The sequence below is a fragment of the Paracoccus maritimus genome (genome assembly GCF_025195095.1).
Classification (GTDB): Bacteria; Pseudomonadota; Alphaproteobacteria; order Rhodobacterales; family Rhodobacteraceae; genus Paracoccus; species Paracoccus maritimus.
In genome coordinates this window covers 20,503-45,999 of the sequence record NZ_JANAVZ010000013.1, presented here as the reverse complement: position 1 = coordinate 45,999, position 25,497 = coordinate 20,503, and the positions used below count along the sequence as shown (strand labels likewise).

Sequence of the window (25,497 nt, the reverse complement as noted above, 5' to 3'; positions counted from 1 at the left end):
CCTCAGAGCGAGAAATCGTCGCCGGTGCTGCTCTGGCTGAGCACACGCCGCGCCTTGTGGGGCTCGTCGGCCGCATCAAAGCCTTTGGCAATCTGCTCACGCGACAGATCGAACTTCGCGGCATGTTCCGGACGCTCCGCCATCGCCATCACCGAGGCCGCCAGCTCGCGCTGGTGCAGCCGGTTGGGTGTGATGGCTTCGAGATCGCGGTAATCGGCCTCGGCCATACGCTCGAAGCCCCTGGTCCCGAACTCGGCACGAAGCGCCGCCGCGTATTCCCGCTCGCTCTCGCGGTTGGCGAACTCCGGCGCCGCGGAGGGATACTCGCGCTCGGTCAGGCGCTGCATGAAGGACCGCAGGTAATCCCTGTCGGGCGTCATGATATTGGCCCGCATCTCCCCTCGCACCTCCTGAACCCTGTCGAACATCTCGTCGGCCGAGATCTTCGGACCGCGCTCGGGATCGACGGCCGAGGACAGCACGTCACGCTTCTGATCATCGCTCAGCAGGTCGTTCTCGAACACGCCCTTGGCGTATTGCCGGTCGATCCCGGCATCGCCCGACAGCTCGTCGAACTTCTGCCAGAAATCCGCCACCGCGCCGGGCCGTGCCTCGAAGCTGTAATCGACATTGGCAAGCTCGACCGCGCGCAGCGACGTCTTGTAATCGCGAATCTGATCGTCGCCCAGCTCCGCGCCCGAGAAGGCCCGGATATCGTCCTCGTCCGAGACCCCGGCCGAGAACATCTCGACGGCGGTCGCCAGTGTCTCCCGGCCAATGTCGCGGCCCTCGGGCACGTAATCCTCGGCGCGGCGGGCCAGAAGGTCGCCATCGGCATGCAGGCTGTTCGCCATCGGGCCGGGATGCGCGATCCCCTCAACCTCGATGACAACGCCATAGTCCTGCTTCACATCGTCAAGGAAGCTGCCAATCGCCGTGAAATGCTTGCCCTGCATCTCCGGGGGAAGCTCCAGGACCTTGTCCCGCATCCGCTCCGCCCATCCCTGGATCGCCGCTTCGAAATCTTCCGGGGTCTCAACATTCTCAAGTGCCATCTCGAATTCCTTCCTTGAAATCGGGTTCTGCGTGGCGATGCCGTGGATCATTCGATCCGCAACCTCCGCCACGCGCTCGTTGCCCACCATCTTCGCGGCTTTCGCCACCTCTCCCCACTCGTCCGCCTCGTCGATCAGCATCCCCAGAACGCGATCCGTCAGCGCACGCTGGCCCGGAACCCGGCCCTGCCGCCATTGCGCCGAGGATGGCGAGTACTGAAGATCGCCACGCTCGTAGCGCGTCGTTGCCTCCAGGTGGACGCCGTAATCCTGCGCCACCGACACCATCAGGTTCCGGAAGCCCTGGTAGGTGAACGGCGCATCCAGCTTGTTCGACAGATAGAACCAGCTGCCGTTCTCGATCCCACGATTGTTGACCAGCACATGCACATGCGGATGCGACCTGTCCGTGTGTAGCGCCGCGATGTATTCCCAACGATCGTCGGCGAATTCCTTCTCCGACCCGAACGCCCGCTCGCACATTTCCTCCGCGATGGCCGCCGCATCGCGCGGCGCCGTGTCAGGCGGAAACGAGATCAGCAGATGCGATGTGTGGCCGTTCTTCGGCGTACCCTGCCAGCTGGCCTCCCAGCTATCGGCGATAGCCTCAAGCGAGGCCTCAGGCTGACGCCGCTCGTCGGTCAGCGCATCGCTGAACCCAAACGTGTATTGCGCCTTGGTGTTGATGTAATCCATCTGCCGGCGCATCTGGTGGCGCGTATGCGTCCCGCCGCTGGCGATCTTCTTGAAGACGGCGGCCCGCGAGCCTTCCGCGAAATTCCACTTGTTCAGCAGGCTGCCCGACAGCCCCGACCCGCGCCGACCACCCGAGCGACCACCGCCCCGCACCTTCCGCAGATGCGGACGGATCGTGACGCCTTCTTCATCGTCGGCAAGAAAGCTCACTCGCCCTCCCCCTCTCCCGCCGCATCAGCGGCCCGCGCCGCAGCCCAGACCCGCTCATTCGAGCGACGCGCCTCCTGGACGACGTTATTCAGCGCCGGCAGCACCTTCCGAAGCTGCGATTTCAGCTCCGCCAGATCCTTGCCCGCCTCGCTCATCGGCGGCGCCTGGCCTCGGTTCACAGCTCGCGCGATCTGGTTCACATTGACCCCGATCGCCGACACCTCGTCGTAGAGCGCCTTCACCTCGCCCACGAACGCGAAGTTCCGATCCAGCAATCCGACCGAATTGCGCACCAGTGCCCGCAGCGCATCCGACCGATCCTTGAACCCGGCACGCGCCACTTGTTCGTCGAAAGCCTCCTGTTCGCCCGCAGAAATCCGGAACGAGACCCGCTCAGTCGGCGCGAACGCCGGGCGGATCGGCGCGGTCGCCGCGCGCCGCAGCCGGTAAACCGTGCTCTTCGCGACCTCGAACTCCGACGCGATCCGGCCGACCGGCACGCCCTCCTTGAGCCGCGCCACGATCTGATCGCGGGTCGCCGTGGTCAGGTGGGTTGCCTGCCCGCCCTTCGACAAATTGGCGCTACGCGAATTCTGTCGGACAATATGCACTTCCTGCCAACCGCTTGCTATCAACCTTAACCTCCATTACCATGTTCAGAGCAACTTCCAAAGTAGATTTTTCCGGGCGCACGACTTGATGAATTCCGATATAGGAAATCCGAATCACGAATTATGTGCCTCTTGCTGACGTCATGAACTCGATCCGGTTCAGATCATAATGCCCATGTCGGATTGCGTAATTCGGAATTCGGCGTGCATACTTCGGCTGTGACAGAACATCTGCACAGTTTTCGTATTACGCATATTGTTATATCATAATTCGTGTATCGTTCTTCGTGGCACGCAGTACGTTATTCGCTATGCACTGTTCGCATAGCGTATGTCCCGATACGCAGTCCAATTTTCTGGTGTCGTGTTCGCAACACTCGCGATGCATGGTTCGTATGTAACTTTACACGCAACGGGATATACGTATCCTGCTGTAAGAACTACGAAACGGGAAAAGGGGCCACGATGCCGTGCAAGGTGATCAGCATGGTGACGCGCAAGGGCGGAACCGGAAAAACAACATGCGCCAGGCTCTTCGGGGCTGTTGCAAACAGCCGCGGCTATCCTGTTACATTCATCGACACTGACGAATCCTGCGCACTCGTCGAATGGGCGAAAGTCGGCCGCGACAAGGGCCTCTGGTCCGATAATGTCGATGTTATCGAGACCATGGACGACCAGATGGTGCTCGATACAGTCATGCGCCTGAACGATGAAGAGACCGAAAGCGTCTGCATCATCGACATGCAGGGATCATCCTCAGAACTCATGGGTATGGTGTTCGAGGTCAGCGACATTCTGATTGTCCCAACCCGGCCGTCTCGCAGCGATATTGCCGAAGTCGAGAAAATTCTGACCTTCATCGAGGCGTACCGGAACGAAGGCGGGCAGGTGCCGCATCCGAAGGTTCTTCTGAACGTGCCCGAGAGACTGACAGCCTCACAAGGGCGACTCTTCGAAGAATGCTATGACATGTTCGGCTCCGCCGTGATGGAGGAGTTCCTGCTGACCCGATCCTCCTACAACGAAATGGACTCGCAAGGGCTTCTCAATGTCATGGCCCAGAAGGGCATGCCGGGGCAGCGCAAGAACTATGCTTCAAGCCTGGATCTTGCAGCCGAGATTTTCGACGAGGCAACGAGTGGGGAGTTGGAAGGGAAGACGTCATGAGCACAAAAGAACGGCTGGAAAAGCTGAAGAAATCACGACCGGCGCTTCCGGACACCGGCTTCATCACCAGGTTGCCGGATAAGCCAAAGGACAGCCCGCGCGCTGACAATACCGTGCCCTCAGAGCCGCAGGCGAAACCTCCGTCTGACGAACCTAAACAGAAAGCGGCACCCGTAGCCGAGGATGTTGCCGGCACACAGATCTCGTCGCCGCCGCCGAACGAACCAAAGAACAGGTCCGGTGCGGCCATCGTCAGCCCACCGGAACCCGCTCTCGAAAAGCAGCTTCTTCAGTTTGTCCTCAAGGTGCCGAAATCGCAGGCCGAACAGCTGGCGGCCCTTGCTGCGCAGGCCCGCCTCGAACAACAGAGAGTTCTGAAATCGCTCGGGAAAGATTTCATCCCGGCCTTCCGAGAGGCCGTCGCGAAAGGCCGTCCATCAGCAACGCATCTGGAACCGTTCCAGGACAACATCCCACGACTGTATTTTCGCACGACGCTGACACTACAACTCAGCGACGTTTCCCATATCGACCCGATGAACCTGGTGGGCGCGAAGGAAATCTTCGAAAATTGGGCACAATGGGAATTCGCGAAATTTCTTGAGACGCGGATCAAAGAATTGCTGACCCGGTAACTTCGCGACCCTTTGTCCGAAGAGCTATGGGGCTTCGCCCCTCGCGCCGGCAAGGACAATAGACAGAACCGTGTCCTCGGCTTCGCCTGCGGGCCGCACCACTTCCGTCGATTGTCCTTGCCTCTGCTACCCCCACTCTCGGCGAGGCCAGACCCCGAAAACCGAAGTTTTCGGGGCAGGCTCCATTTGGGGCACCCCGACGGAGACAGGGGGCGCAGATGACCTATCAACACGAGGGCGATTGCCAGGCGGAAGGGCAGGGGGGCGGTTTATCTCGACTGGCCAGGTTTCAGAACCTGCTGGACGCGATTGAAGCCTGTGACTGGCATGACGCGGAGATGGTCATGTCCGCCGTTCTGGAGGAAGCCCGCGCGGATGCACCGCTGGTGCCGTTCGGCGATATCGAGGACGATGCGGAGTTCTGGGTCGCGATGGCGACATATGAGGAACTGCGCGCATATTTCCTGGCGTGCGGAAAGCGCCTCGCGCGCCGGCAGCTCGGCCGCCGTGGAAAGATCCGGCTGGCGCAGCTGCTGCTCGCTGACATGCCCGATGAGGACCGTCAGACGGTGGTCGCCACGCCCCGGACTGGCGACGCCGGCCGGCAGGTTATCCAGCCCGAACGCCGCCAGGCGGAAGGGCCTCGCAGATGAACGAGCGGGACGCGCCCCCAAAGAGCGATGGGACGCGAGGAAATCTGTGGGTAACGTGCCGGGCGGCACGGCCATCGGAGGCAGTGACGTGGCGCAAGCCGCGTCTCCGCTCCCGGCGCTGCCGTCAATCCTGGCCGCGAAAATTGCTCCCAATCCACACGTGGCGGGCCGGGAATCTTCATCAGTATCAGTTGATATCCTCGATGCGGCGTACGCCTTGTTAAGGGTCCATCGCATAGATGGCGGCCGCTGTGCCTCCGACCAAGTCACGGTCTTTGGCTCAGGCGGGAGTGGGACGCCGGGAACCCTCAGTGTCAGGCTACGTTGGCATGGACAGAACCAATGCAGGAGGACAGCACATGAGTATCGCACGCGTCACGGAAATTTCCGCCGCCTCGGAAACCAGCTTTGAGGACGCCATTAAGCAAGGGGTTGCCCGTGCGCATGATACGCTGCGCAACGTCAAGGGGGCATGGGTCAAGGAACAGTCCGTCGATTGTGATGGTGGCCGCATTACCCATTACCGGGTAAACATGATGGTGACATTTGTCCTGGACGATTGAGCTGGAGTAGCGCCGCCACTGCAGAATTACCGGGGCAGGGGGTAGGGCCGCTCATGCAGCGGCCCTTTCCACGATAATCCCGGCGGGGGCGGTGCGCATCAGCCAGTCTGCGGCCTTCTGGGCCTCGGTCGCGGCTTTGAAAATCATCCGCTTGTCGTCTTTCAGCGCTCGTAACCACGACGCGATATAAGCCCCCGACTGCCCGAAATCAGGCGTCAGGCCGAGCTGCGCGCAAACCATGACCTGCCCCAATTCGGCGCAAAGTTCCTCGAATGCATAAGCTGCCCGGTCGCTGAACCGGGAAAAGCGGTCCAGCCGGTGCCCTGCGCCGCTGGCATGGCAATATTCATGGGCGAGGGTGGCATAATATCCGCCCGCATCGCGGAAGGTCGAAACCGGCGGCATATGCACGAAATCCCCGGCGATATCGTAATAGGCGCGCGGATCGTCGCTGGTGCGGCGTTCGATGCCGGTCACGTCAAAGAACGCCTCAAGCGCCGGATCTGCCTCGGTGCCGAGATCGCGGGGTTCCTCGATGGGTGCGCCGTGATAGGCTTCGGGCAATCCGTCGATCTGGTCCGCGTTGAACACCCGGTAAGACTTGGCATAGCCAATGGTCTTTTCCTCGCCGGTCTCGGGGTCTTCACGGTCCACGGTGCCATATTTGACGACGATGGCGGATTTCTCGCCCTTGCGGACCTGTCCGCCAGCCTCCTGCGCCTGCCGATAGGTGAACCAGTAGGGGCTGCGGAAACCCTTTTCGGCCGCCTCTGCCCACAGCATCAGGATATTGATGCCCCGGTAAAACTCGCCGGTGCTGCGGCGGGGGAAGGGGATGCCGCCAGCATCGCCGGTCCAGGGCTTGCGCCATGCGGGCGTGCCCGCCTCGATGCTGGCAATGATCTGATCGGTGACATGCTGATAGATATCGAACTTCGCTGCCATGTCGGCCTCCTTTGCGACGGGCGGCGCGGGGCTTGGTGCCTGCTTTCCGCCGATGGGCGGGACCTCTCTGCGTGTCGTCGAAAGGCCCCATGCCTTTCGGACGGCAAAGCGGGGAGGGCGCAGCCCTGCCCGCGGCCCTGGGGCTGACTGTCAAGGCTCGGGAGGGCGGGGTGGTGCGGCCCGCAGGCGCAGCCGAGGACACGGCCCGCCAGGACGACGACGCGCGGCACGCGCGGCGCTTGGCCATTGACCGTCAGACGCAGGGATGCGTGGCGGACAAAGCGAAAGGAAACATCGTCGGGGCGGGGGTGAGCGCGGGCGCAGCCCGCGTCGATCCCCCGGCACGTCTTCAGCCCATCTGGGGCCGCGCTCTCGCGCGGACTCCCATAGAAATGACGCAAGCCGGGGATTCGGGCGGCGTGGCCGATGGCGGAAGTTATTGAATATTTGTATTGATCGCTGTTCAGTGGACAGCGCCAACATGTTGGCCGCTCATTAGCTGCCGAGGAGAACACAATGAAAAGACACATACTTGCGATCTTCGGTCTTGCGGCTGTCGCAGCTTGCACCGGGTCCATGGGGTATACAGCTACTGAACTCACTGACCGGGACAGGGAGATGCAGGCTCGCGCCTTCAGAGAAAATCTCGCAGATCCATTAGGCACACAAGTTGAAGCCGTTCAGGTCTTCGCCGCGCCGAATGGGAACAGGATGATTTGCGGAAAGGTGAACGCCAAAAACGCCTTTGGTGGATACATTGGGTTCCAGACCTTCGAGGTCGTGACGGCTGGTGGATATGATTACTCAAAGCCTGGCCTGCGGCCAATCTTTGCGACGGGGGCCACAGCGTCACTGGACTGTGCCGGTGCAGGTTATAGTGGCTGAGAAATTATCAGATAGGCACTGACCAAAATGGTGCCATGGTGCCGGATGTCAGAAATAATTGCGATACTTCGCGAGGCCGGCAACGCCTAGACGAGTTGGGCGGCAAGGCAACCATGTCAGCGGCACCTTATTTGATGCTTCTGGGTGACTACAACCGCACACTCGGCCGGGAGCCATCTGAATCAGATTTGATCGGGTTTCCCCCGGAACGATCCCCAGAAATTGTGGATAACTTCGCCGGCAAAGAAAGGGGCCGCCCGAGGGCGGCCCAGTTGAACCTTCGTCGCAGAAGGATCGGTCATGTCGGGGTCGAGGCTAGGGGGCCGGTCGGCCTGCGTCAAACTCACTGCCAGACGGCACGCGCGGCGGCTGGCGCGGGGCTGTGCAGCAGCTCGCGACGCCTCGCCTGCGCGGCCTTTTCGGCGTCGGCCGCCCGGCGTTCGGTCTCGCGCTGTTTGGCGAAAGGATGGCCGTTCAGCGCATGGAACACGGGCGCGGCAGGGGTGAATGCCTGATCGTAGGTTTCCAGCGAGAGACTGTTGCCGTGAATGACGCGGCCGGCGACGCCGCGCGCGGCGATCTGGACATAGGCCATATGAAACGTCGCGCGGGACAGCTCGACGGCCTCGACCCAGAAATGCCGGGCCGGATCGAAGCCCTGTTCCTCGATCACATCGGCCGCGGCCAGCACCATGCCGCCCGCGCCAGCGGCGGGTTCCGAGATGGTGATGAAGCCCTGCGCCTCGATCCGGGCCGCCACGTCGCCAAGAATCATCTCGGCCATCATGCGGCTCACCTCGTAAGGTGTGAAGAATTGCCCCATGCGGGCATCGAGCGCGCCGATCTCGGCCGCGACCTGGCCGAAGAAATCGACGCCACCGGCGGCGATGGTCTGCAAGGCCAGGGCCATCATTTCGGGCATCCGGCGCACATCGTCCTTGTTCGGAAACATCCCGACACAGGACATGTATTCGGCCTCCAGCCGGTCGCGCTGGTCGGGGAAGGGCGAGGCGCGCTTTGCCAGGGCGCAATACGCCATTTCGCAGAAGATGCGGAAGATCTCGGTGCGGGTCTTCGAGCGGTCGAAGCTGTCGAGTGCGCGCAGAAAATCGGTCACGGCGGGATGGGCCATGTCTGAATCCTTGGGGCAATGGGGCAGGGCGCCGCGCCCGCCAGGGCGCGGCGCAGTACGGTCAGATGCGGGTCCAGTCCCGCGCCATGACGCGGCTGATCCGGCAGTCCTTCCCGGTCTCGATGCAGGTGAAGAAGGTGGTCGCGCGGTTCGCGCCGGCGAAGCGCTCCTTCTTCACGCGGAAGGTGCAGCCCTCGGTGCCATCGCTGAACCGCAGCGGCTCGGCAAAGCGGATCACGTCGCCGGGCTTCAGCGGGCGTTTTTCCCTGGCCGCGTGATCGCGGCACCGCTGCCGCCAGTCGGTCGCATGATCATTGACCGTCTCCGACAGCAGCGACAGCAGCTTTTCCGGGGCATGGGCGGCGGCATCCGTGGGGCCGGCGGTCTCCGCCATCGACTTGTAGCCCCATCCACCGCCCTTGGTTGATGTCAGGAAGATCGCGGCAAAGACATAACCGCCGGTTGCGTCGGTCACGTAGTCGCCATAAGGGCAAAGCCCGTCCTCGCGCCGGCCAGCGGTCTTGGGTTCCGACCTGACGGCTGCATACCAGACCGATCCCTTGCGGCTGATCAGCACGGGATAGCTGCGGCGCTCTTCATCCTCGCCGCCACAAAGCCGGGCGATTTCGTCGCGGATGCAGGGCGGGGTGTGGTTATAGATGAGCCAGCCCATATCAGCCCCTCCGCTTTTCGATAGCGGCGCGGATCTGTTCGCGCAGATAGGTCAGGGGGTGCGTGTCGGCATCGTCGGCGCGCGCAGCGGCGTCACCCTGATCTGGCATGTCATCGAGGATGCGCTGCGACAGCAGGTCCACCAGATCGGGCAGGCGGGTATTGGCATAGGCATGGGACAGATCGCGGTATTCGACCAGCTCGCCGGTCAACTCCACGATCCGGGCGAGGGATTCGCCGATATCGTCCGACAGCGCGTCATGGACGATCTGCCACTCCTCTGCCTCCCGATGAAACCCATAGACCGACCAGAACGCCTGTTCGCCGGGGTCGCAGACCTCGATGCTGCCGCCCATGTCGCGGACGGGCGAGACGCGGAACCCGGTAAAGTCGAGAATGCAGGTGCCGGACGGCAACCCGTTCCAGTCATGCACCAGCGCGGCGTCATCAATGCGCTGGCCCGCCCCCAGATACTGAACGGCGCTGACCCATTTGGCTTTCACCTGCGCCTTCTCGCGCAACTCATCGAGGGTGAAGGTGCCGAGATATTCCCCGGTCACATCGAATGCGCCCCAGAGATTGAGCCAGCGGCCCTCGTTCCGGGTCAGGTCGTCAAAATTGCGTAGCATCTCGCATCGTCCTTCTCTTGCGACGGGCGGCGCGGGCCTGGTGCCTGCTTTCCGCCGATGGGTGAGACCTCTCTGCGTGTCGTCGAAAGGCCCCATGCCTTTCGGACGGCAAAGCGGGGAGGGCGCAGCCCTGCCCGCGGCCGGGGGGATGACTGTCACGGGGTCGGGAAGGCGGGGTGGTGCGGCCCGCAGGCGCAGCCGAGGACACGGCCCGCCTGGACGACGACGCGCGTCCCGCGCGGCGCTTGCCCCTTGACCGGCAGACCCCCGGATGCGTGGCGGACAAGGGAAAGGGAAACATCGTCGGGGCAGGGGTGAGCGCGGGCGCAGCCCGCGTCGATCCCCCGGCACGTCCTCAGCCCATCATGGCCCGCGCCCTCGCGCGGGTCGCGCATGATCTGTCTGGCCGCAGGCCGTCGCGGCAGCGACGGGATGGAACGGCGAAGGGGCGGCTTTCGCCGCCCCTTGCCGGTCATTCCTGGTCGTCGTTCCGCTTGGGGAAGGCAACCATATCGACGCCGGGGAACATGTTGTGGCGGACCTGGATCGAGGTGATCTCGCCGGCGGGGTTGCGGTTGATGAAGAGGACCCCGCAGTCGTCCCAGAAGTTCTTGCCGTCCTTCTCGCCGGTTTTGACCTTGAGCTTCATGTTTTCGGTGGCCATTGGATTTTCCTTTCCTGCCTGGCGTTTCGATGAAACCCCTGCGGACAGGGCAGACCGCGCGGCTGTCAAAGGCGAATTTGGGTCGCGAGGAATGGCCGCAGGCCAGGGGAAATTCGTCGTTGAAGGCCGAAGGCCGTCAGCCGCACTGCCCTGTCATGTTTCATCAGGAAGAAACGCCCCTTGCAGGACAGGACCAACCGGCCACGGAGCCACGCGATCCACGAACCGGCAGCGGGAAGGGCGGCAAGGGCTGGGACTGTGCATGTCGTGTCCGGATCACCCGCAACCCTGCTGGCCTCGCCCGAAACCGCCCCCGCCGCCTGTGGTCCCGGCAGGATGGACGCGTGCAGGACGGTGAATGACCGGGCTTGGCGGGAGGCCGAAAGCCCGCCCGATGATCCGGTTCTGCGCGAGGGCTGAAAGCCAACCCGCGCAAGTGACCGACACCCGGATGGGCCGAGACAGGCGGGGCAGGGCGGTCAGGACCGGCGATCGAGGATCTGGCTCGGGACGAGACAGACCGCAGGCGCCGCAGCCGACCGCATCGCCCTGGCGGGCTCGGGTCGCGCGACAGCGCGACTGGGGCACGGTCGCCGGCCCGCCGGCGATGCGCCGATAGCTTTGGTCGCCCCCTCGATCGTGCCAAAGCGGCCCTTCGCCGTGCTCAACATGAACTTACGCAGTGCGGACGAAGGGGCCGTTCAGAGGTCTGAATTCAACGACATCTTCAGATACCGACCTCTCGCTGATTTCATATGAATCTAAACAGTAAGTATGGCTCGGGTCTGCGAAGCCGGGGCAAAGCCCTCCCCAACGCTCGGCATTGTGATCGGCGACGGTTTGCTTCATATCAGTAGACGCTGATACCTTATTCCTTCCAAGTATTGACGGCAGGCTATGAGTTCGAAGGATAACCAGGAAAAGCGGCGGCGGAGGGGGCGGCTGCTTGCGCTCTTGCCACTGGCGGTGTTCGGCCTGCTGGGTGCGGCCTTCTATTGGGGCCTCTGGAACAACGACGACCGGTTGCCCTCGACGCTGATCGGGAAACCGATCCCGGAGTTCGCGCTCCCGCCCATCGAAGGGCGGCAGGACGGCCTAGCGTCGGCGAACCTGCAAGGCCAGGTTTCTCTCGTCAATGTCTGGGCGTCGTGGTGCGTCCCCTGCCGCACGGAGAACCCGCTTCTCGTCGACCTGGCCGAAGCGGGCACCGTTCCGATCTACGGTATCAACTACAAGGACGATGCCGAGGAAGCGCTGGGTTTCCTCGACGAGCTCGGCGATCCCTTTACCCGCATCGGCGCGGACCGATCAGGCCGCGTTGCGATAGACTGGGGCGTCTATGGAGTGCCGGAAACATACATAATCGATGCCGAGGGGCGCATTGCATACAAGCATGTCGGCCCCTTTGATCAGGCCTCGCTTGAGGAGGACATTCTGCCGGTCGTGCGCCGGTTGCAGGCGGAGAGCGACCCGTGAGGCGACGTGACGTCCTTGCCGGAGTCTTGGCGCTTGCGGCAAGCCCTGCCTCCGCCCGACCACCGATCCGTCATCACGAAACTCCGCGTGATCTACTGTCGCCGCCTTTCGTGGACGGAGATGAGCGGGATCTGACGCTGGCGGACTTTGAGGGACGTGTCGTGCTTCTGAACATTTGGGCGACCTGGTGCCCGCCCTGTCGCGAGGAGATGCCGACGCTCGACGCGCTGCAAGCACGCCTCGGCGGACCGGATTTTCATGTTCTGCCGCTGTCGATCGATCGGGCCGGTCTCGAACCTGTGCGCCGTTTCTACCGAGAGACCGACATTCGCAACCTCGATCTCTATATCGCGGAGGATACGCGCGCGATGCTGGCCTTGGCAGTGGTGGGTCTGCCGACAACGATTCTGATCGACCGCATGGGGCGCGAGCTCGGGCGCCTCGCAGGCCCGGCCGAATGGAACAGCCCCGAAGCTGTCGCGCAGATAAGCGCTCTTATTGACGAACGGAAACAATAGGACATGGAAAAGCACGACGACCGCACCTGCGGCGCCAGCCGTTCCACTCCGCGCGCACACGTGGCGGCGGTCTCGATCAGCGCGGAAATATGGATATGATTGACCTTTCGGCTCTTGGACTAATGGCGGCATTGCTGGCCGGTGCCGTTTCCTTTCTGTCGCCCTGCGTGCTGCCGCTCGTGCCCGGCTACGTATCCTACGTTGCTGGACGTACGGTCTCCGGCAGCGCAGCGCCTTCGAAGGGGCGGGCCGTCTGGCTCAGCCTCTGCTTCGTCCTCGGCTTCTCTACTATCTTCATCCTGCTCGGCGCCTCAGCCACCGCGCTCGGCCAAACCTTGCTGCGATGGCGCTACGAACTCAACATCGTGGGCGGCGCTATCGTGATTTTGTTCGGCCTGTTCATGATCGGGGCAGCGCGCCTGTCGGCCATGGAGCGCGACCTGCGCTTCCATCTCGACCTGCCGGGCGGGCAACCGGTCGCCTCCTACGTGCTCGGGCTCGCCTTCGGTTTCGGCTGGACACCATGCATCGGCCCGATCCTCGGCGCCATCCTGACCGCCAGCGCAACGAGCGCGACGATTGGCGAGGGCGTCGCGATGCTTGCTGTCTACTCGGCCGGTCTTGGGGTCCCGTTTCTGGTCGTCGCGGGGTTCACCGACAGTATTGCCGGCAGGCTGCGCGGCGTCGGTCGTTGGGGGCGGCGCCTGCATCAGGCTGCGGGCGGCGTCATGATCCTGATGGGCTTGGCGATGATGACCGGTCGTTTGAGCGCCTTGGCCTACTGGCTGCTGGACACCTTCCCGGTCCTTGGGCGGATCGGATGAACAGATGCGATTGTACGAGAAACATATCCTCCCTCGGCTGACGCATCTGGCGATGGGCCAGGATCAGCTTCTTCCCTACCGGCGCCGCGCCGTCTCCGGGCTGCATGGGCGTGTACTGGAGATCGGGATCGGCTCGGGCCTGAACCTTGCGCTCTACCCCGAGGCCGTGCATCAGATCATCGGTGTTGACCCGTCGCCCGAACTCCTCTCTCGGGCCTCGCAAACCTCCCATGGCCTGATGCCCGCGACCGAGATGATCGAGGGCGTCGCCGAGGCGTTGCCGCTGGAGGATCGCAGCGTCGATTGCGTCGTCGCCACCTGGACGCTCTGCAGCGTGTTGGAGCCGGAGAAGGTGCTTGCCGAGATCCGGCGCGTTCTCAAGCCGGATGGCGTTTTCCGCTTTGTCGAGCATGGTTTGGCGCCGGAGCCCAGTGTCCAGCGCTGGCAGCGCTGGCTCACGCCTGTCTGGAAACATTGCGCCGGGAACTGTCACCTTGATCGCCCGACGGACGCCCTGGTCGAGAAGAGCAGGTTTCGGATCGAGCGACTCGACACCGGCTATGCGACAGGGCCGAAGCCTATGGTCTTCATGTATGAAGGGTTCGCATGCATCGACTAGAGAAGCTGTCGCCAAAGCGGGATAGGCGCGACATCCAAGTGAATTTTGATCTGTCCCGATCTGGTTTTGGCAGGTTTCAAACCCCTGCGTGGCTCCTTCGTGATATCGCACCGGGTGGCCGCGATACCAGACTAACACATTTCCGGTCAGCGTCTTGGCGCAAGGGTAGCAAGGGCACTGACCCTGGTCACAATCGAACATTCGGAACATTTACGGCATCGAGAGTCCAAGATGGCAAAAAACCAAGATAACCGGCAGACCAATCTCAAGCGCGGCATCCGCGTCGAGATCGCCAGCCTCGTCTACAACGTGATCGAGGTCGTCGTATCCGTCACCGTAGGACTTCTGACCGGCAGCGCAGCGCTGGTGAGCTGGGGTCTCGACAGCACGGTCGAGGCCACCTCGGCCGCGACTCTGATCTGGCGCTTGAAGAGTGAGGTGGACGGTGCCGACAAGCGCACGGTCCTGCATCGCAAGAAGGTCGCGCTCTTCGTGGTCGCCTGTGCCTTTTGGATCGTCGTCGCGGCGATCCTCTACGAGGCGGTATCCGCGTTCATCTCGCAGGACACGCCCGACTTCAATTGGTGGGGTATCGCGATCCTGGGTGCTTCGCTCGTGGTCAACCCGTTCCTCGCCTGGGGCAAGTATCGCTATGGCAAACGACTCGATGCACCCGCCCTGAAGTACGATGCCAAGGACACGATGATCTGCCAGTATCAGACAATCGTGGTGTTGGCCGGGATCGGTCTGACGCAATGGATGGGCTGGTGGTGGGCCGATCCGGTCGCGGCGCTTCTGATCGTGCCCTACGTTGCGTGGGAGGCGTTCGAGGCCACCAAAGATGCGCGGTCGGTCGATCCGGACGAGGCCGAAGCTACTGCCGACGCCTGACGTTGCGCATGATGAACCGGGATTTAGGCATGGGTGGCAGTTCTCCGGTTTCCAGATCCAGATCCTGATCCGGCACTTCGAAGTCGATGGCGTTCACCAAGAAACTGCAAAACGCCTTCATCTGGCTGATCGCGATCCACTCGCCCGGACAACGGTGGTTCTTGTGGTGATCGCCACCGCCCTGCGGAATGAAGTCGTAGGGGTTGTCTTCCCGATCCTGAAACCGCTCGGGCCGGAACTCTTGCGGCGCGTCCCACGAACGAGCGTCGGTATTCGTGCCGTATAGGTCGAGCAGAACCCTGTACCCTTTGGAAAAGCGATATCCGCGCCACTCGAAATCACTCTTCACCCGTGCCGCGACCGCGGGAAAGAACGGATACAGACGGCGGACCTCTTGCACGAAAGGTTCGAGCTGTCCCTCGTCGTCCTTCAGCTTTTGCCGCCACTCGGGATGCCGATGCAGGGCATGCGCCGCCTGGGCGATGAACGCAGAGACGGCGACGATCGGGCGTACTACGTTCAGAAGCTCCACGGCGGCAACCTTGGAGGTCAGCAGCTCCCCATTCAGATCGCGCCACGTCGCGACGACATGGGCGGCGCTTTCCTGTCCTGTCTGAAGGCTTCCGTCGCGCAGCCGTTCAATAATCCCGGCTGTCCAACGCTCTGCGCGATGCCGCGCCAGACGCGCACCCCAGTGCTTCCAGCCGACCGCCCCGGCGTCTTGGAAGAGCGCCGTCATCTGCGCCGTCCGCGTCTCGACCTCCGCTTCGGGAAGCGGCACGCCCGACCAGGCGCAGGCAGCTCTGGTGAGGATTTCGCGCACTTCGTCGTAGAGAACGACCTTCTCCGCCGCTTGCCAGTCCCGTGCGTAGCGGTCCAACAGGTCCCGCGTCGTGTTTTCGAGAGCTTCGATCCGCTCCGACGCCATGAGTGACATAAACATCCGCTTCCGATGACGGTGGGCCTCGCCATCGAGCCCCTGGATGCCCTTTTCGCCGAGCAGGGTTCTCTGGATACGCTTCGGCATCGAGCCTGCGCGCACGAGCCCATCCTCGGAATAGAAGACCTCCGCAGCTGCGGCACCAGTCATGCAGATCGTCTTTTGAAAGAGGATGCGGGTCTCGAACAGGTCGCCCTCAAGATCGCGGCATGTGTCCGGAATGAACTCATATGGGTTGCGCAGCAGGGCAAGCGTGCTGTCGATGCCCTTTGCGGATGGAATGCTGGACATCGATTATTTCCCCGTAACGTTTTCTTCTCGGTGGTTACGTTCGGGCTTGTTCTGCGCCGAGCGGAAGCTGTCCCAGAACAGCAGGGCCGCACCGCAGAAAATCGCCACATCCGCAAGATTAAAGGACGGCCAGTGGTATGTTCCGTAATGGAAATCCAGAAAATCCGGGACGGCCTGATAACGCAGCCGGTCGAGGACATTGCCGAGCGCGCCGCCGATGATCAGACCGAGAGCGGCAGCCGTCAGCCTGTCCGGCGCGCGCCACAACCAGATCAGCAGCCATGCCACGATCACGCCAGCAAGCGCGATGAGACCCCACCAAGGCACGATCCCGCCCAGCATACCGAAGCTGACTCCATCGTTCAGAACCGTAAGCGTTCGCAGGACATCACGGTCGGCTTAGCTTGACGGTTTGAAGTTCCATGGCAGCAGGTCGTCGATGCGGCTTTGCGGGTGGCCGTTGGCGATGGCTGTCAGGGTTGCCTTGAGATAAGCGAAGGGCTCGATGCGATTGATCTTGCAGGTCTCGATCAGCGAGGCAATGCGGCCCCAGGCGATGCCGCCTTCGTCGTGGCCGGCGAAGAGGGCATTCTTGCGATTGAGGGCAATGGGACGGATCAGGTTCTCGACCCTGTTGGAGTCGATCTCGACACGGCCATCGGTCAGGAAGGTTTGCAGCCCGTCCCAGTGGTTATGGATATAGGCCAGTTTTTCGCCCAAGCGGGATTTGGCGGAGGTCTTGCGGCGCTGCGCCTGCAGCCAGTCGCCGAAAGTGGCCACCAGCGGCGCGGTGCGGGCTTGGCGGGCTGAGAGGCGCTGGCCGGAGGAGACGCCGCGGATATCGGCCTCGACGGCATAGAATTCGGCAATGCGGCGCAGGCCCTCGGCGGCGATCGCTGATCCGTCGCGGTCGAAGACCTCCTTCAGTTTGCGGCGCGCATGCGCCCAGCAATGCGCCACGCGAATGGGCGCGCCGCCCTTGCGCGAGGGTTTGGTCAGTCGATTGTAGCCGGTATAGCCGTCGACCTGCAGAATGCCGTCGAAGCCGGTCAGGAAGGTTTCAGCACATTCGCCCGCGCGGCCGGGGGCGTAGAAGTAGACCACGCCGGGCGGGTCCTCGCCGCCCCAGGATCGGTTATCGCGGGCGAGTGCCCAGAGATATCCGGTTTTTGTTGCTCCGCGCCCCGGATCCAGCACCGGGGCGGTGGTTTCATCCATGAACAGCTTGCCGGATCGCTTCAGATTCTCGGCCAACCGGTCGACGACGGGCTTCAGATGGAATGCAGCCTTGCCGACCCAATCGGCCAGCACGGCACGGTGCAGATCAAGCCCCGCCCGCGCCAGGATCTGGCTCTGGCGATACAGTGGCAGGTGATCGGCATATTTGCTGATCAGGACATGAGCGATGGCACCTTCGGTTGGCAGCCCGCCCGCGATCAGATGTGAGGGTGCCGGGGCCTGCGTCACGCCGTCGGTGCAGGTCCGACAGGCATATTTCGGGCGCACGGTGACGATGACGCGCAACTGGGCCGGCACGATGTCCAGCCGCTCACTGCGGTCTTCACCGATCCGATGCATGACACCGCAGCCGCAGGGGCAGATCAGGCTGTCAGGCTCGATTACCTCTTCAATGCGCGGAAGGGCGGCAGGCAGATTGCCAATGGTGCGCTTGGGCGCGGACTTGGTCGTCCCGCCCCCTGCTTTGGGGGCACGGATTTCCTTTTCCGCCTCAACCTCGGCCAGCGCGATGGACAGATCCTCGAACGCGAGCTGCCGCTCGTCCTCGGACAGCTTTTCCGACCGCTTGCCATGCAAGGCCTGGTTCAATTCGGCGATCAGATGCTCTTGCCGCCGGGTGATATCCTTGAGCGCCGCGACCTCTTCCAACAGCGCTTGCACCGCCGCGCGTTGCGCGGACGGGATGGCGGAAAGATCAAGGATTGCTGCGGTCTGCATGCTCGAGAACTATCAGAAACGCTTGGCAAAAACACGCAAAACCAAGCGGCTGATTCACTCTGCCGCAGCCGGTGGACGGGTTTCCAGCGCTTTGACGCGGCGCCAGTCCAGACCGGAAAACAGCGCCTCGAACTGGGCATGGGTCAGCGCCATCATCCCGTCCTTGATGGCGGGCCAGGTAAAACTCGCATCCTCCAGCCGCTTATAGGCCATCACCAGACCCGTGCCGTCCCAATACAAGAGCTTCAACCTGTCCGCCCGGCGCGAGCGGAACACAAAGACCGTGCCGGTAAACGGATCCTTGCGCAGCACCGATGACACCAGTGCCGCCAAACCATCATGGCCCTTCCTGAAGTCGACGGGCTGTGTCGAGACCAGAACCCGCACACGATTGGAGGGAAACATCATGACCGCAATCCGATCGCCAGCATGATCTCGGCAATGCGTGCGGCAGGCGTGGCGCTATCCAGCCGGATGGTCATCTGGCCTACAGCAATCTCGATGGCTCCAGTATCTGGCGCTTCGGACTTGCCCGACGGACCTGAAAGAACCGGAACAGGGGCGGAAAGGCCCCGGTCAGGCAGCACGATCGGCGCAAAACAAAGGCCGTCATCCTCGTCTGCAGGCAAAACCAAGCGGCCATCCCGCGCCCGACCGCGCCATTCCGACAGATGGTTCGCCCGAAGCCCATATCGCGCCGCGACCGCGTTAACCGTCGCCCCCGGCTTCAAGCTCTCGGCCACGATCCGCGCCTTGATCTCATCCGGCCAGCGCCGCTGCCCGTTCGGTCGGATGTCTACCCCATAGTCCCTGAGAAACTCCACCGTAGTCGCCATCGCGAAACTCCCGCACAATCTCCGTCAGGCGCAAAATCTCAGACCGTGTGAAAACAAGGAAGGTGGGGCACAGGCGCCGCTTACTCAGAACCCGCACGAGATTGAGAAAGGGTAGAACCTCGACGCCGCGCTCAAGCGCCGGTGTGTTCAGCGCAAGCGCCTTGGTACCCTGATCGAGGCCGAACGCCGCGATCGCGCAGAGCCCGCCCAGAACGCGGCTGTTCATGCCGCTGCCTTCAGATCGGCCCGCGCATCGCGAATGATCGCCCAGGACGAGTGCAGGAACAGTCCGGCGATGCCGAAGGCGACGATGAGGTCCGGCCAGGCGCTGCCCAGCCACGCCACGAGACCGGCGGCAACGACAACCGCCGCATTGCCGATGGCGTCGTTGCGCGAGAATAGCCAGACGGCCCGCATGTTCGCGTCGCCCTTGCGGAACCGCAGCAGCGGCAGAACGGAGATGACGTTGACGACAAGGGCGATCATGCCAAGCAGGCCCATTAGACCTGCATCCGGCGTCGTCCGTTCGAAGACTCGCAAGATGGTCGTGCCGAGGACGCCAAGGCCGAGCAGGCCGAGGAAGATGCCTTGGATCAAGGCCGACCGTGCCCGCCAGGCGAGGCTCCAGCCGATGGCCAGCAGGCCAAGGAAGGTGATCGCGCCGTCGCCGATGAAATCGAGCGCATCGGCCTTCACGGCCTGCGATCCGGAAATGAAACCGCCGATCATTTCGAGGACCCCGTATCCCACGTTCAGGATCACGACGATCCAGAGGGCACGGCGGTAGGCCGGGTCCTGATGGGCGGGATTCGGCGGAATGTCTTCATCGCCCTCGATCCGGTCGAAGCCATAGCCTGTCACCGCGACTGCCTTTTCGATGTCCGGCAGGCGCACTTCGGGTGCAGTCAGTGTCATGATGTGCGTCGCGGCCGACACTTTCACATCGCCGGGCGCGACCCCGGCTGCCTGTGCCGCCCGCTCGATCTGCGCGGCATCCTTGGCGCAATCCATACCGGAAACCCGGTAACGGACGGGCGGGACATCTGCCGTCGATCCGGCATTTTCGGTGTTGGCCATGGTCGCGCTATTCCTGCTAGGATGAATCGAAGAACAACATATCAGCGAGGAGTGATATGGCGCAATTGGTCGATGACCGCAAGAGCGCAACCATCGAGCGACGGGCGAAGCTGTTCCGCGGCTTCGCGGACCCGAGCCGCCTGGCCATCCTCGGTGCACTTTGCAACGAGCCATTGGCCGTTCACGAGATCGTCGAGCGGACCGAACTATCGCAACCCAACGTCTCCAACCATCTGAGGTGCCTGCTGGACTGCGGGCTTGTCGCCAGCGACCGCGAAGGGCGCTTCATCCGTTACCGTATCAGCAACCCGCGCATCACGGTCCTTCTGAACGATGTGGACGCACTTCTCGACGTGGTCGCAAAGGGTGTTGAGGCGTGTGACAATTATCGTGAGGCGTGAGTCAGAACGGACGGCCGGTCGACTCGGCGCAGATCGGTTGGAAAGATGTTGTCCGTGTGCAGGGTCCGACCGGAATCCTGCTGAGGTTCGACAAGCTGGCTTCGGAAGAGACACCATTCATGTATCACTGCCACATCCTCGAACACGAGGATGCGGGCATGATGGGGCAGTTTACGGTCACATAACAGGACCCCACCCGCTCGACACCGGGCGTCGTCAAGAGCTTACGTCTTCTTGCGGCGTTCTATCAGGTGCCGGTGTCGCCTTGTTGAAACGCATTACGGAGTATGTCTAGACCCGAACGGAGAACACCTCGCTAAGCTGCGGGTCCGCCGAAGCGGCCGTCCAGTCGCTCGGCAGCATTCGTCAAAAAGGGCTCTGCGCCGGCATTCGCTGCTTTCTGGATGAACGTCCGCACTGGTCTGGTTGGTTGTTTGCTGCAAGTCGGGGCTAAGACAGGAATGGCGGCGTCAGCCGCCCTTTGTTATCCAGCGCGCCCCAGCTTCGGCACATAGCAAAGCGGCCCCCGAAGGGGCCGCTGGATTGTCAGAAGAACAGCTTGGCGATAGCGACGATTGCGAGTGTCGCGCCGGATCCGACGACGAGCAGGTACCACCGCGCTTCGGTGGTGAGCTTTCTGGTCTCTGCCAGAAGCTTGGCGGTTTCGGCATTCAGCTTTGCCGTGTTGGCGGCAAGCTGTGCGATCTCGGTATCGAACTTGCGGGCTTCAGCGTCGGTCATGTGTATAGCTCCTTGGTTTCAATATAGGTGATTGCCGCGTCCCGGAGAAGGCATATCGCCCGCCCTGCGCGGTCGGAGGATTCAGGCACGCGAGGTCAGGGACGCCCGGCACGGGCGCTTGCAAGCCGCGCCCCTTCGGCGCGGCGCCGTCCTTGACCCGTGTGGGAGACTCCAGAGACCGTGTGGGGTGGTGCGGCCTGGCCCCGGCCGAGGTTCGGCCGGGTTAACAGCCAGGCACGATTGTTGCGCCGGTTGGCTGTCGCTGCCGCGCCAAGGGGCGCGGCTCGGCGCGAAGCGCCGGGCCTGTCCTGTCTCCCGGCGTTCTGCCGAGGGCAGGACAGGGCAATTCCTGCCTCGTCACAAAAAGAACCCCGCACGAGGCGGGGCCAGTCAACCTTCGTCGCAGAAGGAAAGCGTAAGGCTCAGTCGCGATAGCGTCCGCGCGGGCGGATACACGCGCCGACACTCGCCTGACAGGTCGGACAGGGGACGGCAAAAAAAGGATGGCGATGTGTCGTGCAGTCAGACATATTGAACAAACCTCCCTGTTGGACTGGCGGCGGGTGACTCCCGCCGCCGTTTTTCAGGCGATCGCATGACCGCGCGGGTTCACGCGCCGCAGGGTGAAGGGCAGGGCATCGAGGGCGATGCGCCCGGTCTCAAGACTGTGCAGGAAATCCAGCAGATAGACCGGATCGGCGGGATAGGGTGCGCCGTCCCATGCCGCCCGGACCTTGCGCCGCTGCCGTGGTGGCATGGCGTCGATCAGGCGGCGGGCACGCCGCCACTGATCGGCGCGGCGCTGGCGGCTGCGGTCCTCGTGCGCCGCCCAGGCATTCGCGCGCGCCTGCATCACATCATCGGGGCTTTTCTGCCGGGCCGCGATCTCGGCGGCAAAGAGCGGCAGGGCGTCCCGGTCGGCTGTCTGTCTGCGGGCCAGCGCGGCCCGCTTGCGGGCGGTGTCGGTAAAGGGGTGACGGGCCGATCGGATGAAGCGCACGGGTCAGCCTCCCGTGGCGGTTCGTGCGGCGACGGCCTCGATCCCGGCCCTGATGCGACGCAGATCGGCGGCTTCGGCATGGTCGCCGTGGACCACCGCGCGCGCCAGATCAGACTCCAGTTGGCCAAGATTGTCTTTGGCGGTTGCGTATTCGCACCCGATGGCATGGCCGACGCGGTAGCCCCCGCCGCAGGGGCAGGAAAGCCCGTGCCATAATTTTTCCCGTGCATAGTCCATCTGTGCCGTCCTTTCTGAATCCGGGTTGCCGGGATCGGGGCGCGCGATCATCGCGCGCGCGCCCCGCTGTTATCAGGCCATGCCCTCGGGCAGCCATGCCGCGATGTGGGCCTCCTGCGCCTCGGTGATCCCGAGCGCCTTGCGCGTGTCGGCATCGCTGAACAGTGTTTCCAGCTTTGCCGCCTTCTCGCCCTTTTTCAGCTTGGCGAAGCTGGTGGCGGTGGGGTGATCGGTGGCGAGGTCCAGCAGATCGCACCACAGGTCGTTGAGGTATGGGCCTCCGACGCGGGAAAAGAAATTCGCGGCGGTGGGCGTCCAGACCTCGCGGATCGCGGGCTTCGTCTCCTTGTCGATCAGCGCGGCCAGTTCATCGGACCCGCCCCGGTAATGCGCGGCCAGCATCCGCACCAACTCGCCCCGAACATGCTCGGCCCCCTTGGCACGGAAGGCGCGGAAGGATTTGGCGAGGTCCTTGCCGTGCATGTCCCTCGGCGGGTTGGCGGTCAGGCGGTCGTCCAGCGCATATCCCTCGGCCTCGGTGGTCGGCCAGGTCGGCACGTCCTCGGTCGAAAGTCCGAACGGCTTGCGCCATGCAAGCCCGTGGCTCACCTGATAGGCCAGCAGGTCGATCAGCAGTTCGGGATCGCGCAGCGCCGCGTTCTGCCGCGCGCCCTGCGCCACCCGGCCCAGATCGTCGCGCAGCGCGTTGCTGATGGGCGATTTCGGGGCGGCATCGGCGGCGCTGCCGTCGCGGCTCCGGGCGGCAAAGCCGGTCAGCACCTCCGCTGCAATCGCGGCCTCGCGGTCCTCGGCCCGGACATAGGCGGCCTGCACGGTCAGTTGCCCCCGACTGTCCACGAAGATGAACAGTCCCGCATGGTCGCGCTGCGCGTCGGTGAAATCGCCTTGGTCAATGGCGTCCAGCGCATCGAGTTCGGCCTGTCCTTCCGCGTCCAGCGCCTCGGCCTCGGCCAGTTCCGACAGTTCGTCATAACGCTCGACCTGTTCCTCGGACAGTTCGCCCTCGATCCGGTAAATGCGGTCCAGTTTCGAGGTCACATCATAGCTGATCCACGACTCCGCGCTGGTCTCGACCCATGTCCAGCCATGGCCGATGGCCTCGGCGTCCATCGCCAGTTTCTCGGCAAAGAGCCGGTCCAGCAGCGCGCCATCGCCCAGAAACACCTCGTTTGCGAACAGGTCGCGGGTGATGGTGCCGCCTGCGCCTTCATAGGCGGCAAGCCCGACATAGACGGCGCGGCGGTCGGTGTCGCGGATCGCTTCGGGTTGCAGAAGCTGTTTCAGGCGGTGCGCCGACACGTCCTGCCCGCGCAGCCGGTCCAGAATATCGAGCGCAAGGGCTTCGTCCTGGGCCACGGTGAAGCATTTCGCGGCCTCAAGGGTGATCTCGCCCGCTTTCAGCGCATCGAGGATCGGGGCGGGCAGGGCCGCGAGCGCAAGGCGGCGGTAAACATGCGCCTCGGTCACAGCGAACACGCGGGCGATGGTCGGCACATCGCTGCCGGTGTCGGCCATCCGGCCATAGGCGCGGATTTCATCGGCGGGGTGCAAATCCTCGCGGGCCGCGTTCTCGACGCTGGCCCATGCCCGCGCGGTGGCCGCGTCGGGGGCGAGCCGGACGGGGATTTCCGCCAGTTCCGGGCGGCGGTCCAGCAGGTCGGCGTGTTTCTCGGTGGCGCGGATCAGGGCGCGCAGGCGGCGACCGCCCGCGACGATCCCGACATTTCCGACCTCGTCGGCAAGTCCCGCGAGGTTCTGCAACAGGCCCACGGCCACGATGCTGTCGGCCAGCAGGTCGATGCGGTCGGCATCGACGTCCTGCCGTGGGTTCATGTCCGAGAGATAGAGCGCGTCCAGCGGGAAATACTGGATCGGGGCGGTGGTGATGGCACCTTGTTTCATGGGGTCTTTTCCTTGTTTGCGACAGGGGTTTCGTGTTATCGATGCCTCACCCTGGGGAGGGTGAGGCGTGAGGGTCAGATGACCCCGTGCTGGTTCAGGAAGGCGCGGCCGATCTTTGCCGAGGGACCGCCCTTCCTGATAAGCGCCCACGCTTCCGCGATGCGCTGCTCAAGCCATTGGTTCGTTGTTCTCACCTCCTTTCCGGTTGCCGTGGCAGTTGACCGGCCCGCGCGGGACGCATGACGCGGGCCGGGATCACGGATCAGTAATCGGAGGGGAACATGATGGTCAGGACGCGCCGGGTGACGGCGGGGTTGGCCGGTGCGGGCGAGCCGTAAACCAGTTCCTCGTCGTAAAGGTCGATCTTCCAGAACAGCTTGAGGGTCAGCACGGTGACGGTGCCGAACCCATGATCCCCGTAAGGATCATTGTCCGGGGTGAACGTGCTATCCCCGGCCACCGCCATCAGCGCGGCGGTCACGAAATCCCGCCCCATGGCGTTGACGGCAGAGGTCACGACAACCTGGCCGCGCAGATCGCTTGCGTTCCCCTTGGTCAGCCCCGCGCGAAAACGGTCGTTCTGTTCCGCGATTGTCACGGCCTCGGCGGTCGGGAAACCGTGATCGGGCGCGGCGGTCTGACATTGCGGGCAATGGCTCGGGCAGGTCAGGGCATTGATGATCTTGCCGCAGGTGGTGCAGCTGAAATCCACGGCAAAGCTATCTTCGGCCAACATGGGCATCGTCCTTCTTTTGCGACGGGCGGCGCGGGCTTGGTGCCTGCTTTCCGCCGATGGGCGAGACCTCTCTGCTTGTCGTCGAAAGGCCCCATGCCTTTCGGACGGCAAAGCGGGGAGGGCGCAGCCCTGCCCGCGGCCGGGGGGATGACTGTCACGGGGTCGGGAAGGCGGGGTGGTGCGGCCCGCAGGCGCAGCCGAGGACACGGCCCGCCTGGACGACGACGCGCGGCACGCGCGGCGCTGGCCCCTTGACCGGCATCCAACCGGATGCGTGGCGGACAAAGGAAAGGGAAAGATCGTCGGGACGGGGGTGAGCGCGGGCGCAGCCTGCGTCGATCCCCCGGCACGTCCTCAGCCCATCATGGCCCGCGCCCTCGCGCGGGTCGCGTCTGTCCTATTGCCCGTCGCCCCAGTTGGCCGATTGCCGTCCGCCATTCGCCACCTGCTATCCGCCATCAGCAGATCGCTGCGGGCGCCAAAACCCGTTCCGCGTTTCGCGTTATTCGTT

31 protein-coding genes and 1 pseudogene are annotated in these 25,497 nt (G+C 63.5%); 13 read left to right on the top strand and 19 right to left on the bottom strand.

Annotation, left to right across the window (positions count from 1 at the left end; translation table 11 throughout):
• Nucleotides 1–2 precede the first annotated feature (2 nt).
• Together MU516_RS17000 and MU516_RS16995 are read right to left on the bottom strand one after the other, a co-directional pair.
• Nucleotides 3–1,961 carry a relaxase/mobilization nuclease domain-containing protein gene (locus tag MU516_RS17000; RefSeq protein WP_260278453.1) on the bottom strand — a complete coding sequence of 653 codons (1,959 nt, stop codon included), beginning with the start codon at nucleotides 1,959–1,961 and terminating at the stop codon, nucleotides 3–5.
• Nucleotides 1,958–2,596, bottom strand: coding sequence for a helix-turn-helix domain-containing protein (locus tag MU516_RS16995; RefSeq protein WP_260278452.1), 639 nt, complete (start codon nucleotides 2,594–2,596; stop codon nucleotides 1,958–1,960). Before MU516_RS16995 ends, MU516_RS17000 begins: the two co-directional genes overlap by 4 nt.
• 462 nt (nucleotides 2,597–3,058) lie before the next feature.
• Between MU516_RS16995 and MU516_RS16990 the strand changes: the two genes are divergently transcribed.
• The 4 genes from MU516_RS16990 (at nucleotide 3,059) to MU516_RS16975 (ending at nucleotide 5,593) form a co-directional block, all read left to right on the top strand.
• Nucleotides 3,059–3,742, top strand: a complete 684-nt coding sequence (locus MU516_RS16990; RefSeq protein ID WP_260278451.1) for a ParA family protein — start codon at nucleotides 3,059–3,061, stop codon at nucleotides 3,740–3,742.
• Nucleotides 3,739–4,377, top strand: coding sequence for a hypothetical protein (locus MU516_RS16985; protein WP_260278450.1), 639 nt, complete (start codon nucleotides 3,739–3,741; stop codon nucleotides 4,375–4,377). The genes MU516_RS16990 and MU516_RS16985 overlap by 4 nt, the downstream gene beginning before the upstream one ends.
• 218 nt (nucleotides 4,378–4,595) lie before the next feature.
• Complete coding sequence (locus MU516_RS16980) at nucleotides 4,596–5,030, top strand: hypothetical protein (RefSeq protein ID WP_260278449.1); 435 nt, start codon at nucleotides 4,596–4,598, stop codon at nucleotides 5,028–5,030.
• A gap of 359 nt (nucleotides 5,031–5,389) precedes the next feature.
• Nucleotides 5,390–5,593 (top strand): dodecin family protein, encoded by a 204-nt coding sequence (locus tag MU516_RS16975; protein WP_260278448.1) that lies wholly within the window; start codon nucleotides 5,390–5,392, stop codon nucleotides 5,591–5,593.
• 51 nt (nucleotides 5,594–5,644) lie between these two features.
• Here MU516_RS16975 and MU516_RS16970 read toward each other — a convergent pair whose 3' ends face one another.
• Nucleotides 5,645–6,538, bottom strand: a complete 894-nt coding sequence (locus MU516_RS16970) for an ArdC family protein (protein WP_260278447.1) — start codon at nucleotides 6,536–6,538, stop codon at nucleotides 5,645–5,647.
• Between the two features lie 516 nt (nucleotides 6,539–7,054).
• Here MU516_RS16970 and MU516_RS16965 point away from each other — a divergent pair.
• Complete coding sequence (locus MU516_RS16965) at nucleotides 7,055–7,423, top strand: hypothetical protein (protein WP_260278446.1); 369 nt, start codon at nucleotides 7,055–7,057, stop codon at nucleotides 7,421–7,423.
• Between the two features lie 343 nt (nucleotides 7,424–7,766).
• Here MU516_RS16965 and MU516_RS16960 read toward each other — a convergent pair whose 3' ends face one another.
• From MU516_RS16960 to MU516_RS16945, 4 genes are all read right to left on the bottom strand, one after another.
• Nucleotides 7,767–8,555, bottom strand: coding sequence for an SAM-dependent methyltransferase (locus tag MU516_RS16960; RefSeq protein WP_260278445.1), 789 nt, complete (start codon nucleotides 8,553–8,555; stop codon nucleotides 7,767–7,769).
• A 61-nt stretch (nucleotides 8,556–8,616) separates the two neighbouring features.
• Nucleotides 8,617–9,228, bottom strand: coding sequence for a DUF6927 domain-containing protein (locus tag MU516_RS16955; RefSeq protein ID WP_260278444.1), 612 nt, complete (start codon nucleotides 9,226–9,228; stop codon nucleotides 8,617–8,619).
• Nucleotide 9,229: 1 nt separating this feature from the next.
• A complete protein-coding gene (locus MU516_RS16950) occupies nucleotides 9,230–9,856 on the bottom strand; it encodes a hypothetical protein (RefSeq protein WP_260278443.1) in 627 nt (208 codons plus the stop codon).
• A gap of 472 nt (nucleotides 9,857–10,328) precedes the next feature.
• Nucleotides 10,329–10,520, bottom strand: a complete 192-nt coding sequence (locus tag MU516_RS16945; protein ID WP_260278442.1) for a hypothetical protein — start codon at nucleotides 10,518–10,520, stop codon at nucleotides 10,329–10,331.
• A 267-nt stretch (nucleotides 10,521–10,787) separates the two neighbouring features.
• On the opposite strand from MU516_RS16945, the gene MU516_RS16940 reads away from it, so the two are divergent.
• The 6 genes from MU516_RS16940 to MU516_RS16915 all read left to right on the top strand — a co-directional run bounded on the left by MU516_RS16940 (nucleotide 10,788) and on the right by MU516_RS16915 (nucleotide 14,848).
• The gene (locus MU516_RS16940) at nucleotides 10,788–10,940 is read left to right on the top strand and encodes a hypothetical protein (RefSeq protein ID WP_260278441.1); all 153 of its coding nucleotides are present in this window, start codon (nucleotides 10,788–10,790) and stop codon (nucleotides 10,938–10,940) included.
• A gap of 477 nt (nucleotides 10,941–11,417) precedes the next feature.
• A complete protein-coding gene (locus MU516_RS16935) occupies nucleotides 11,418–11,996 on the top strand; it encodes a DsbE family thiol:disulfide interchange protein (RefSeq protein ID WP_123194461.1) in 579 nt (192 codons plus the stop codon).
• On the top strand, nucleotides 11,993–12,514 hold the full coding sequence (locus tag MU516_RS16930) for a TlpA disulfide reductase family protein (protein ID WP_111772737.1): 522 nt from the start codon (nucleotides 11,993–11,995) through the stop codon (nucleotides 12,512–12,514). The genes MU516_RS16935 and MU516_RS16930 overlap by 4 nt, the downstream gene beginning before the upstream one ends.
• Nucleotides 12,515–12,609: 95 nt before the next feature.
• A complete protein-coding gene (locus MU516_RS16925; RefSeq protein ID WP_111772736.1) occupies nucleotides 12,610–13,338 on the top strand; it encodes a cytochrome c biogenesis CcdA family protein in 729 nt (242 codons plus the stop codon).
• 10 nt (nucleotides 13,339–13,348) lie between these two features.
• Nucleotides 13,349–13,957, top strand: a complete 609-nt coding sequence (locus tag MU516_RS16920) for a class I SAM-dependent methyltransferase (protein ID WP_425606879.1) — start codon at nucleotides 13,349–13,351, stop codon at nucleotides 13,955–13,957.
• A 231-nt stretch (nucleotides 13,958–14,188) separates the two neighbouring features.
• On the top strand, nucleotides 14,189–14,848 hold the full coding sequence (locus MU516_RS16915; RefSeq protein WP_111772734.1) for a cation diffusion facilitator family transporter: 660 nt from the start codon (nucleotides 14,189–14,191) through the stop codon (nucleotides 14,846–14,848).
• Here MU516_RS16915 and MU516_RS16910 read toward each other — a convergent pair.
• The 7 genes and pseudogenes from MU516_RS16910 to MU516_RS16880 all read right to left on the bottom strand — a co-directional run bounded on the left by MU516_RS16910 (nucleotide 14,832) and on the right by MU516_RS16880 (nucleotide 19,948).
• A complete protein-coding gene (locus MU516_RS16910) occupies nucleotides 14,832–16,079 on the bottom strand; it encodes a cytochrome P450 (protein ID WP_111772733.1) in 1,248 nt (415 codons plus the stop codon). The two genes, MU516_RS16915 and MU516_RS16910, sit on opposite strands and share 17 nt — an antisense overlap.
• 3 nt (nucleotides 16,080–16,082) lie before the next feature.
• Nucleotides 16,083–16,463, bottom strand: a pseudogene (gene lspA / locus MU516_RS16905) (signal peptidase II); the annotation flags it as partial.
• 15 nt (nucleotides 16,464–16,478) lie between these two features.
• Nucleotides 16,479–18,035, bottom strand: a complete 1,557-nt coding sequence (gene tnpC, locus MU516_RS16900) for an IS66 family transposase (RefSeq protein WP_260278440.1) — start codon at nucleotides 18,033–18,035, stop codon at nucleotides 16,479–16,481.
• Between the two features lie 54 nt (nucleotides 18,036–18,089).
• Nucleotides 18,090–18,443 carry an IS66 family insertion sequence element accessory protein TnpB gene (gene tnpB / locus MU516_RS16895; protein WP_260278439.1) on the bottom strand — a complete coding sequence of 118 codons (354 nt, stop codon included), beginning with the start codon at nucleotides 18,441–18,443 and terminating at the stop codon, nucleotides 18,090–18,092.
• On the bottom strand, nucleotides 18,440–18,871 hold the full coding sequence (gene tnpA, locus MU516_RS16890; protein WP_260278438.1) for an IS66-like element accessory protein TnpA: 432 nt from the start codon (nucleotides 18,869–18,871) through the stop codon (nucleotides 18,440–18,442). The genes tnpB and tnpA overlap by 4 nt, the downstream gene beginning before the upstream one ends.
• Entirely contained in the window at nucleotides 18,795–19,097 is a 303-nt protein-coding gene (locus tag MU516_RS16885; RefSeq protein WP_260278437.1) for a hypothetical protein, read from the bottom strand. The genes tnpA and MU516_RS16885 overlap by 77 nt, the downstream gene beginning before the upstream one ends.
• Nucleotides 19,094–19,948 (bottom strand): cation efflux transmembrane domain-containing protein, encoded by an 855-nt coding sequence (locus MU516_RS16880; RefSeq protein WP_260278436.1) that lies wholly within the window; start codon nucleotides 19,946–19,948, stop codon nucleotides 19,094–19,096. Before MU516_RS16880 ends, MU516_RS16885 begins: the two co-directional genes overlap by 4 nt.
• 56 nt (nucleotides 19,949–20,004) lie before the next feature.
• Here MU516_RS16880 and MU516_RS16875 point away from each other — a divergent pair, with 56 nt between their 5' ends.
• Together MU516_RS16875 and MU516_RS16870 are read left to right on the top strand one after the other, a co-directional pair.
• Nucleotides 20,005–20,349, top strand: coding sequence for an ArsR/SmtB family transcription factor (locus tag MU516_RS16875; RefSeq protein ID WP_035746440.1), 345 nt, complete (start codon nucleotides 20,005–20,007; stop codon nucleotides 20,347–20,349).
• Nucleotides 20,346–20,534 carry a multicopper oxidase domain-containing protein gene (locus MU516_RS16870; protein WP_035746442.1) on the top strand — a complete coding sequence of 63 codons (189 nt, stop codon included), beginning with the start codon at nucleotides 20,346–20,348 and terminating at the stop codon, nucleotides 20,532–20,534. Before MU516_RS16875 ends, MU516_RS16870 begins: the two co-directional genes overlap by 4 nt.
• Nucleotides 20,535–20,895: 361 nt before the next feature.
• Here the strand turns inward: MU516_RS16870 and MU516_RS16865 are convergent, their stop codons facing one another.
• The 5 genes from MU516_RS16865 to MU516_RS16845 form a co-directional block, all read right to left on the bottom strand.
• Nucleotides 20,896–21,090 carry a hypothetical protein gene (locus MU516_RS16865; RefSeq protein ID WP_260278435.1) on the bottom strand — a complete coding sequence of 65 codons (195 nt, stop codon included), beginning with the start codon at nucleotides 21,088–21,090 and terminating at the stop codon, nucleotides 20,896–20,898.
• A gap of 583 nt (nucleotides 21,091–21,673) precedes the next feature.
• The gene (locus MU516_RS16860; RefSeq protein ID WP_260278434.1) at nucleotides 21,674–22,090 is read right to left on the bottom strand and encodes a hypothetical protein; all 417 of its coding nucleotides are present in this window, start codon (nucleotides 22,088–22,090) and stop codon (nucleotides 21,674–21,676) included.
• A 3-nt stretch (nucleotides 22,091–22,093) separates the two neighbouring features.
• A complete protein-coding gene (locus tag MU516_RS16855; protein WP_260278433.1) occupies nucleotides 22,094–22,327 on the bottom strand; it encodes a hypothetical protein in 234 nt (77 codons plus the stop codon).
• Between the two features lie 72 nt (nucleotides 22,328–22,399).
• The gene (locus MU516_RS16850) at nucleotides 22,400–24,250 is read right to left on the bottom strand and encodes a ParB/RepB/Spo0J family partition protein (protein ID WP_260278432.1); all 1,851 of its coding nucleotides are present in this window, start codon (nucleotides 24,248–24,250) and stop codon (nucleotides 22,400–22,402) included.
• A 262-nt stretch (nucleotides 24,251–24,512) separates the two neighbouring features.
• On the bottom strand, nucleotides 24,513–24,986 hold the full coding sequence (locus tag MU516_RS16845; protein WP_260278431.1) for a DUF3768 domain-containing protein: 474 nt from the start codon (nucleotides 24,984–24,986) through the stop codon (nucleotides 24,513–24,515).
• Nucleotides 24,987–25,497: the final 511 nt, after the last annotated feature.

Coding starts and splice junctions, on each gene's coding strand:
- tnpA (WP_260278438.1), bottom strand. CDS start 18,871: ATGGCGACTACGGTGGAGTTTCTCAGGGACTATGGGGTAGACATCCGA.
- MU516_RS16855 (WP_260278433.1), bottom strand. CDS start 22,327: ATGGACTATGCACGGGAAAAATTATGGCACGGGCTTTCCTGCCCCTGC.
- MU516_RS16985 (WP_260278450.1), top strand. CDS start 3,739: ATGAGCACAAAAGAACGGCTGGAAAAGCTGAAGAAATCACGACCGGCG.
- MU516_RS16965 (WP_260278446.1), top strand. CDS start 7,055: ATGAAAAGACACATACTTGCGATCTTCGGTCTTGCGGCTGTCGCAGCT.
- MU516_RS16980 (WP_260278449.1), top strand. CDS start 4,596: ATGACCTATCAACACGAGGGCGATTGCCAGGCGGAAGGGCAGGGGGGC.
- MU516_RS16970 (WP_260278447.1), bottom strand. CDS start 6,538: ATGGCAGCGAAGTTCGATATCTATCAGCATGTCACCGATCAGATCATT.
- MU516_RS16875 (WP_035746440.1), top strand. CDS start 20,005: ATGGCGCAATTGGTCGATGACCGCAAGAGCGCAACCATCGAGCGACGG.
- MU516_RS16880 (WP_260278436.1), bottom strand. CDS start 19,948: ATGGCCAACACCGAAAATGCCGGATCGACGGCAGATGTCCCGCCCGTC.
- tnpC (WP_260278440.1), bottom strand. CDS start 18,035: ATGCAGACCGCAGCAATCCTTGATCTTTCCGCCATCCCGTCCGCGCAA.
- MU516_RS16910 (WP_111772733.1), bottom strand. CDS start 16,079: ATGTCCAGCATTCCATCCGCAAAGGGCATCGACAGCACGCTTGCCCTG.
- MU516_RS16925 (WP_111772736.1), top strand. CDS start 12,610: ATGATTGACCTTTCGGCTCTTGGACTAATGGCGGCATTGCTGGCCGGT.
- MU516_RS16975 (WP_260278448.1), top strand. CDS start 5,390: ATGAGTATCGCACGCGTCACGGAAATTTCCGCCGCCTCGGAAACCAGC.
- MU516_RS16950 (WP_260278443.1), bottom strand. CDS start 9,856: ATGCTACGCAATTTTGACGACCTGACCCGGAACGAGGGCCGCTGGCTC.
- tnpB (WP_260278439.1), bottom strand. CDS start 18,443: ATGATGTTTCCCTCCAATCGTGTGCGGGTTCTGGTCTCGACACAGCCC.
- MU516_RS16915 (WP_111772734.1), top strand. CDS start 14,189: ATGGCAAAAAACCAAGATAACCGGCAGACCAATCTCAAGCGCGGCATC.
- MU516_RS16990 (WP_260278451.1), top strand. CDS start 3,059: ATGGTGACGCGCAAGGGCGGAACCGGAAAAACAACATGCGCCAGGCTC.
- MU516_RS16850 (WP_260278432.1), bottom strand. CDS start 24,250: ATGAAACAAGGTGCCATCACCACCGCCCCGATCCAGTATTTCCCGCTG.
- MU516_RS16955 (WP_260278444.1), bottom strand. CDS start 9,228: ATGGGCTGGCTCATCTATAACCACACCCCGCCCTGCATCCGCGACGAA.
- MU516_RS16935 (WP_123194461.1), top strand. CDS start 11,418: ATGAGTTCGAAGGATAACCAGGAAAAGCGGCGGCGGAGGGGGCGGCTG.
- MU516_RS16865 (WP_260278435.1), bottom strand. CDS start 21,090: ATGACCGACGCTGAAGCCCGCAAGTTCGATACCGAGATCGCACAGCTT.
- MU516_RS16960 (WP_260278445.1), bottom strand. CDS start 8,555: ATGGCCCATCCCGCCGTGACCGATTTTCTGCGCGCACTCGACAGCTTC.
- MU516_RS16885 (WP_260278437.1), bottom strand. CDS start 19,097: ATGAACAGCCGCGTTCTGGGCGGGCTCTGCGCGATCGCGGCGTTCGGC.
- MU516_RS16945 (WP_260278442.1), bottom strand. CDS start 10,520: ATGGCCACCGAAAACATGAAGCTCAAGGTCAAAACCGGCGAGAAGGAC.
- MU516_RS16845 (WP_260278431.1), bottom strand. CDS start 24,986: ATGTTGGCCGAAGATAGCTTTGCCGTGGATTTCAGCTGCACCACCTGC.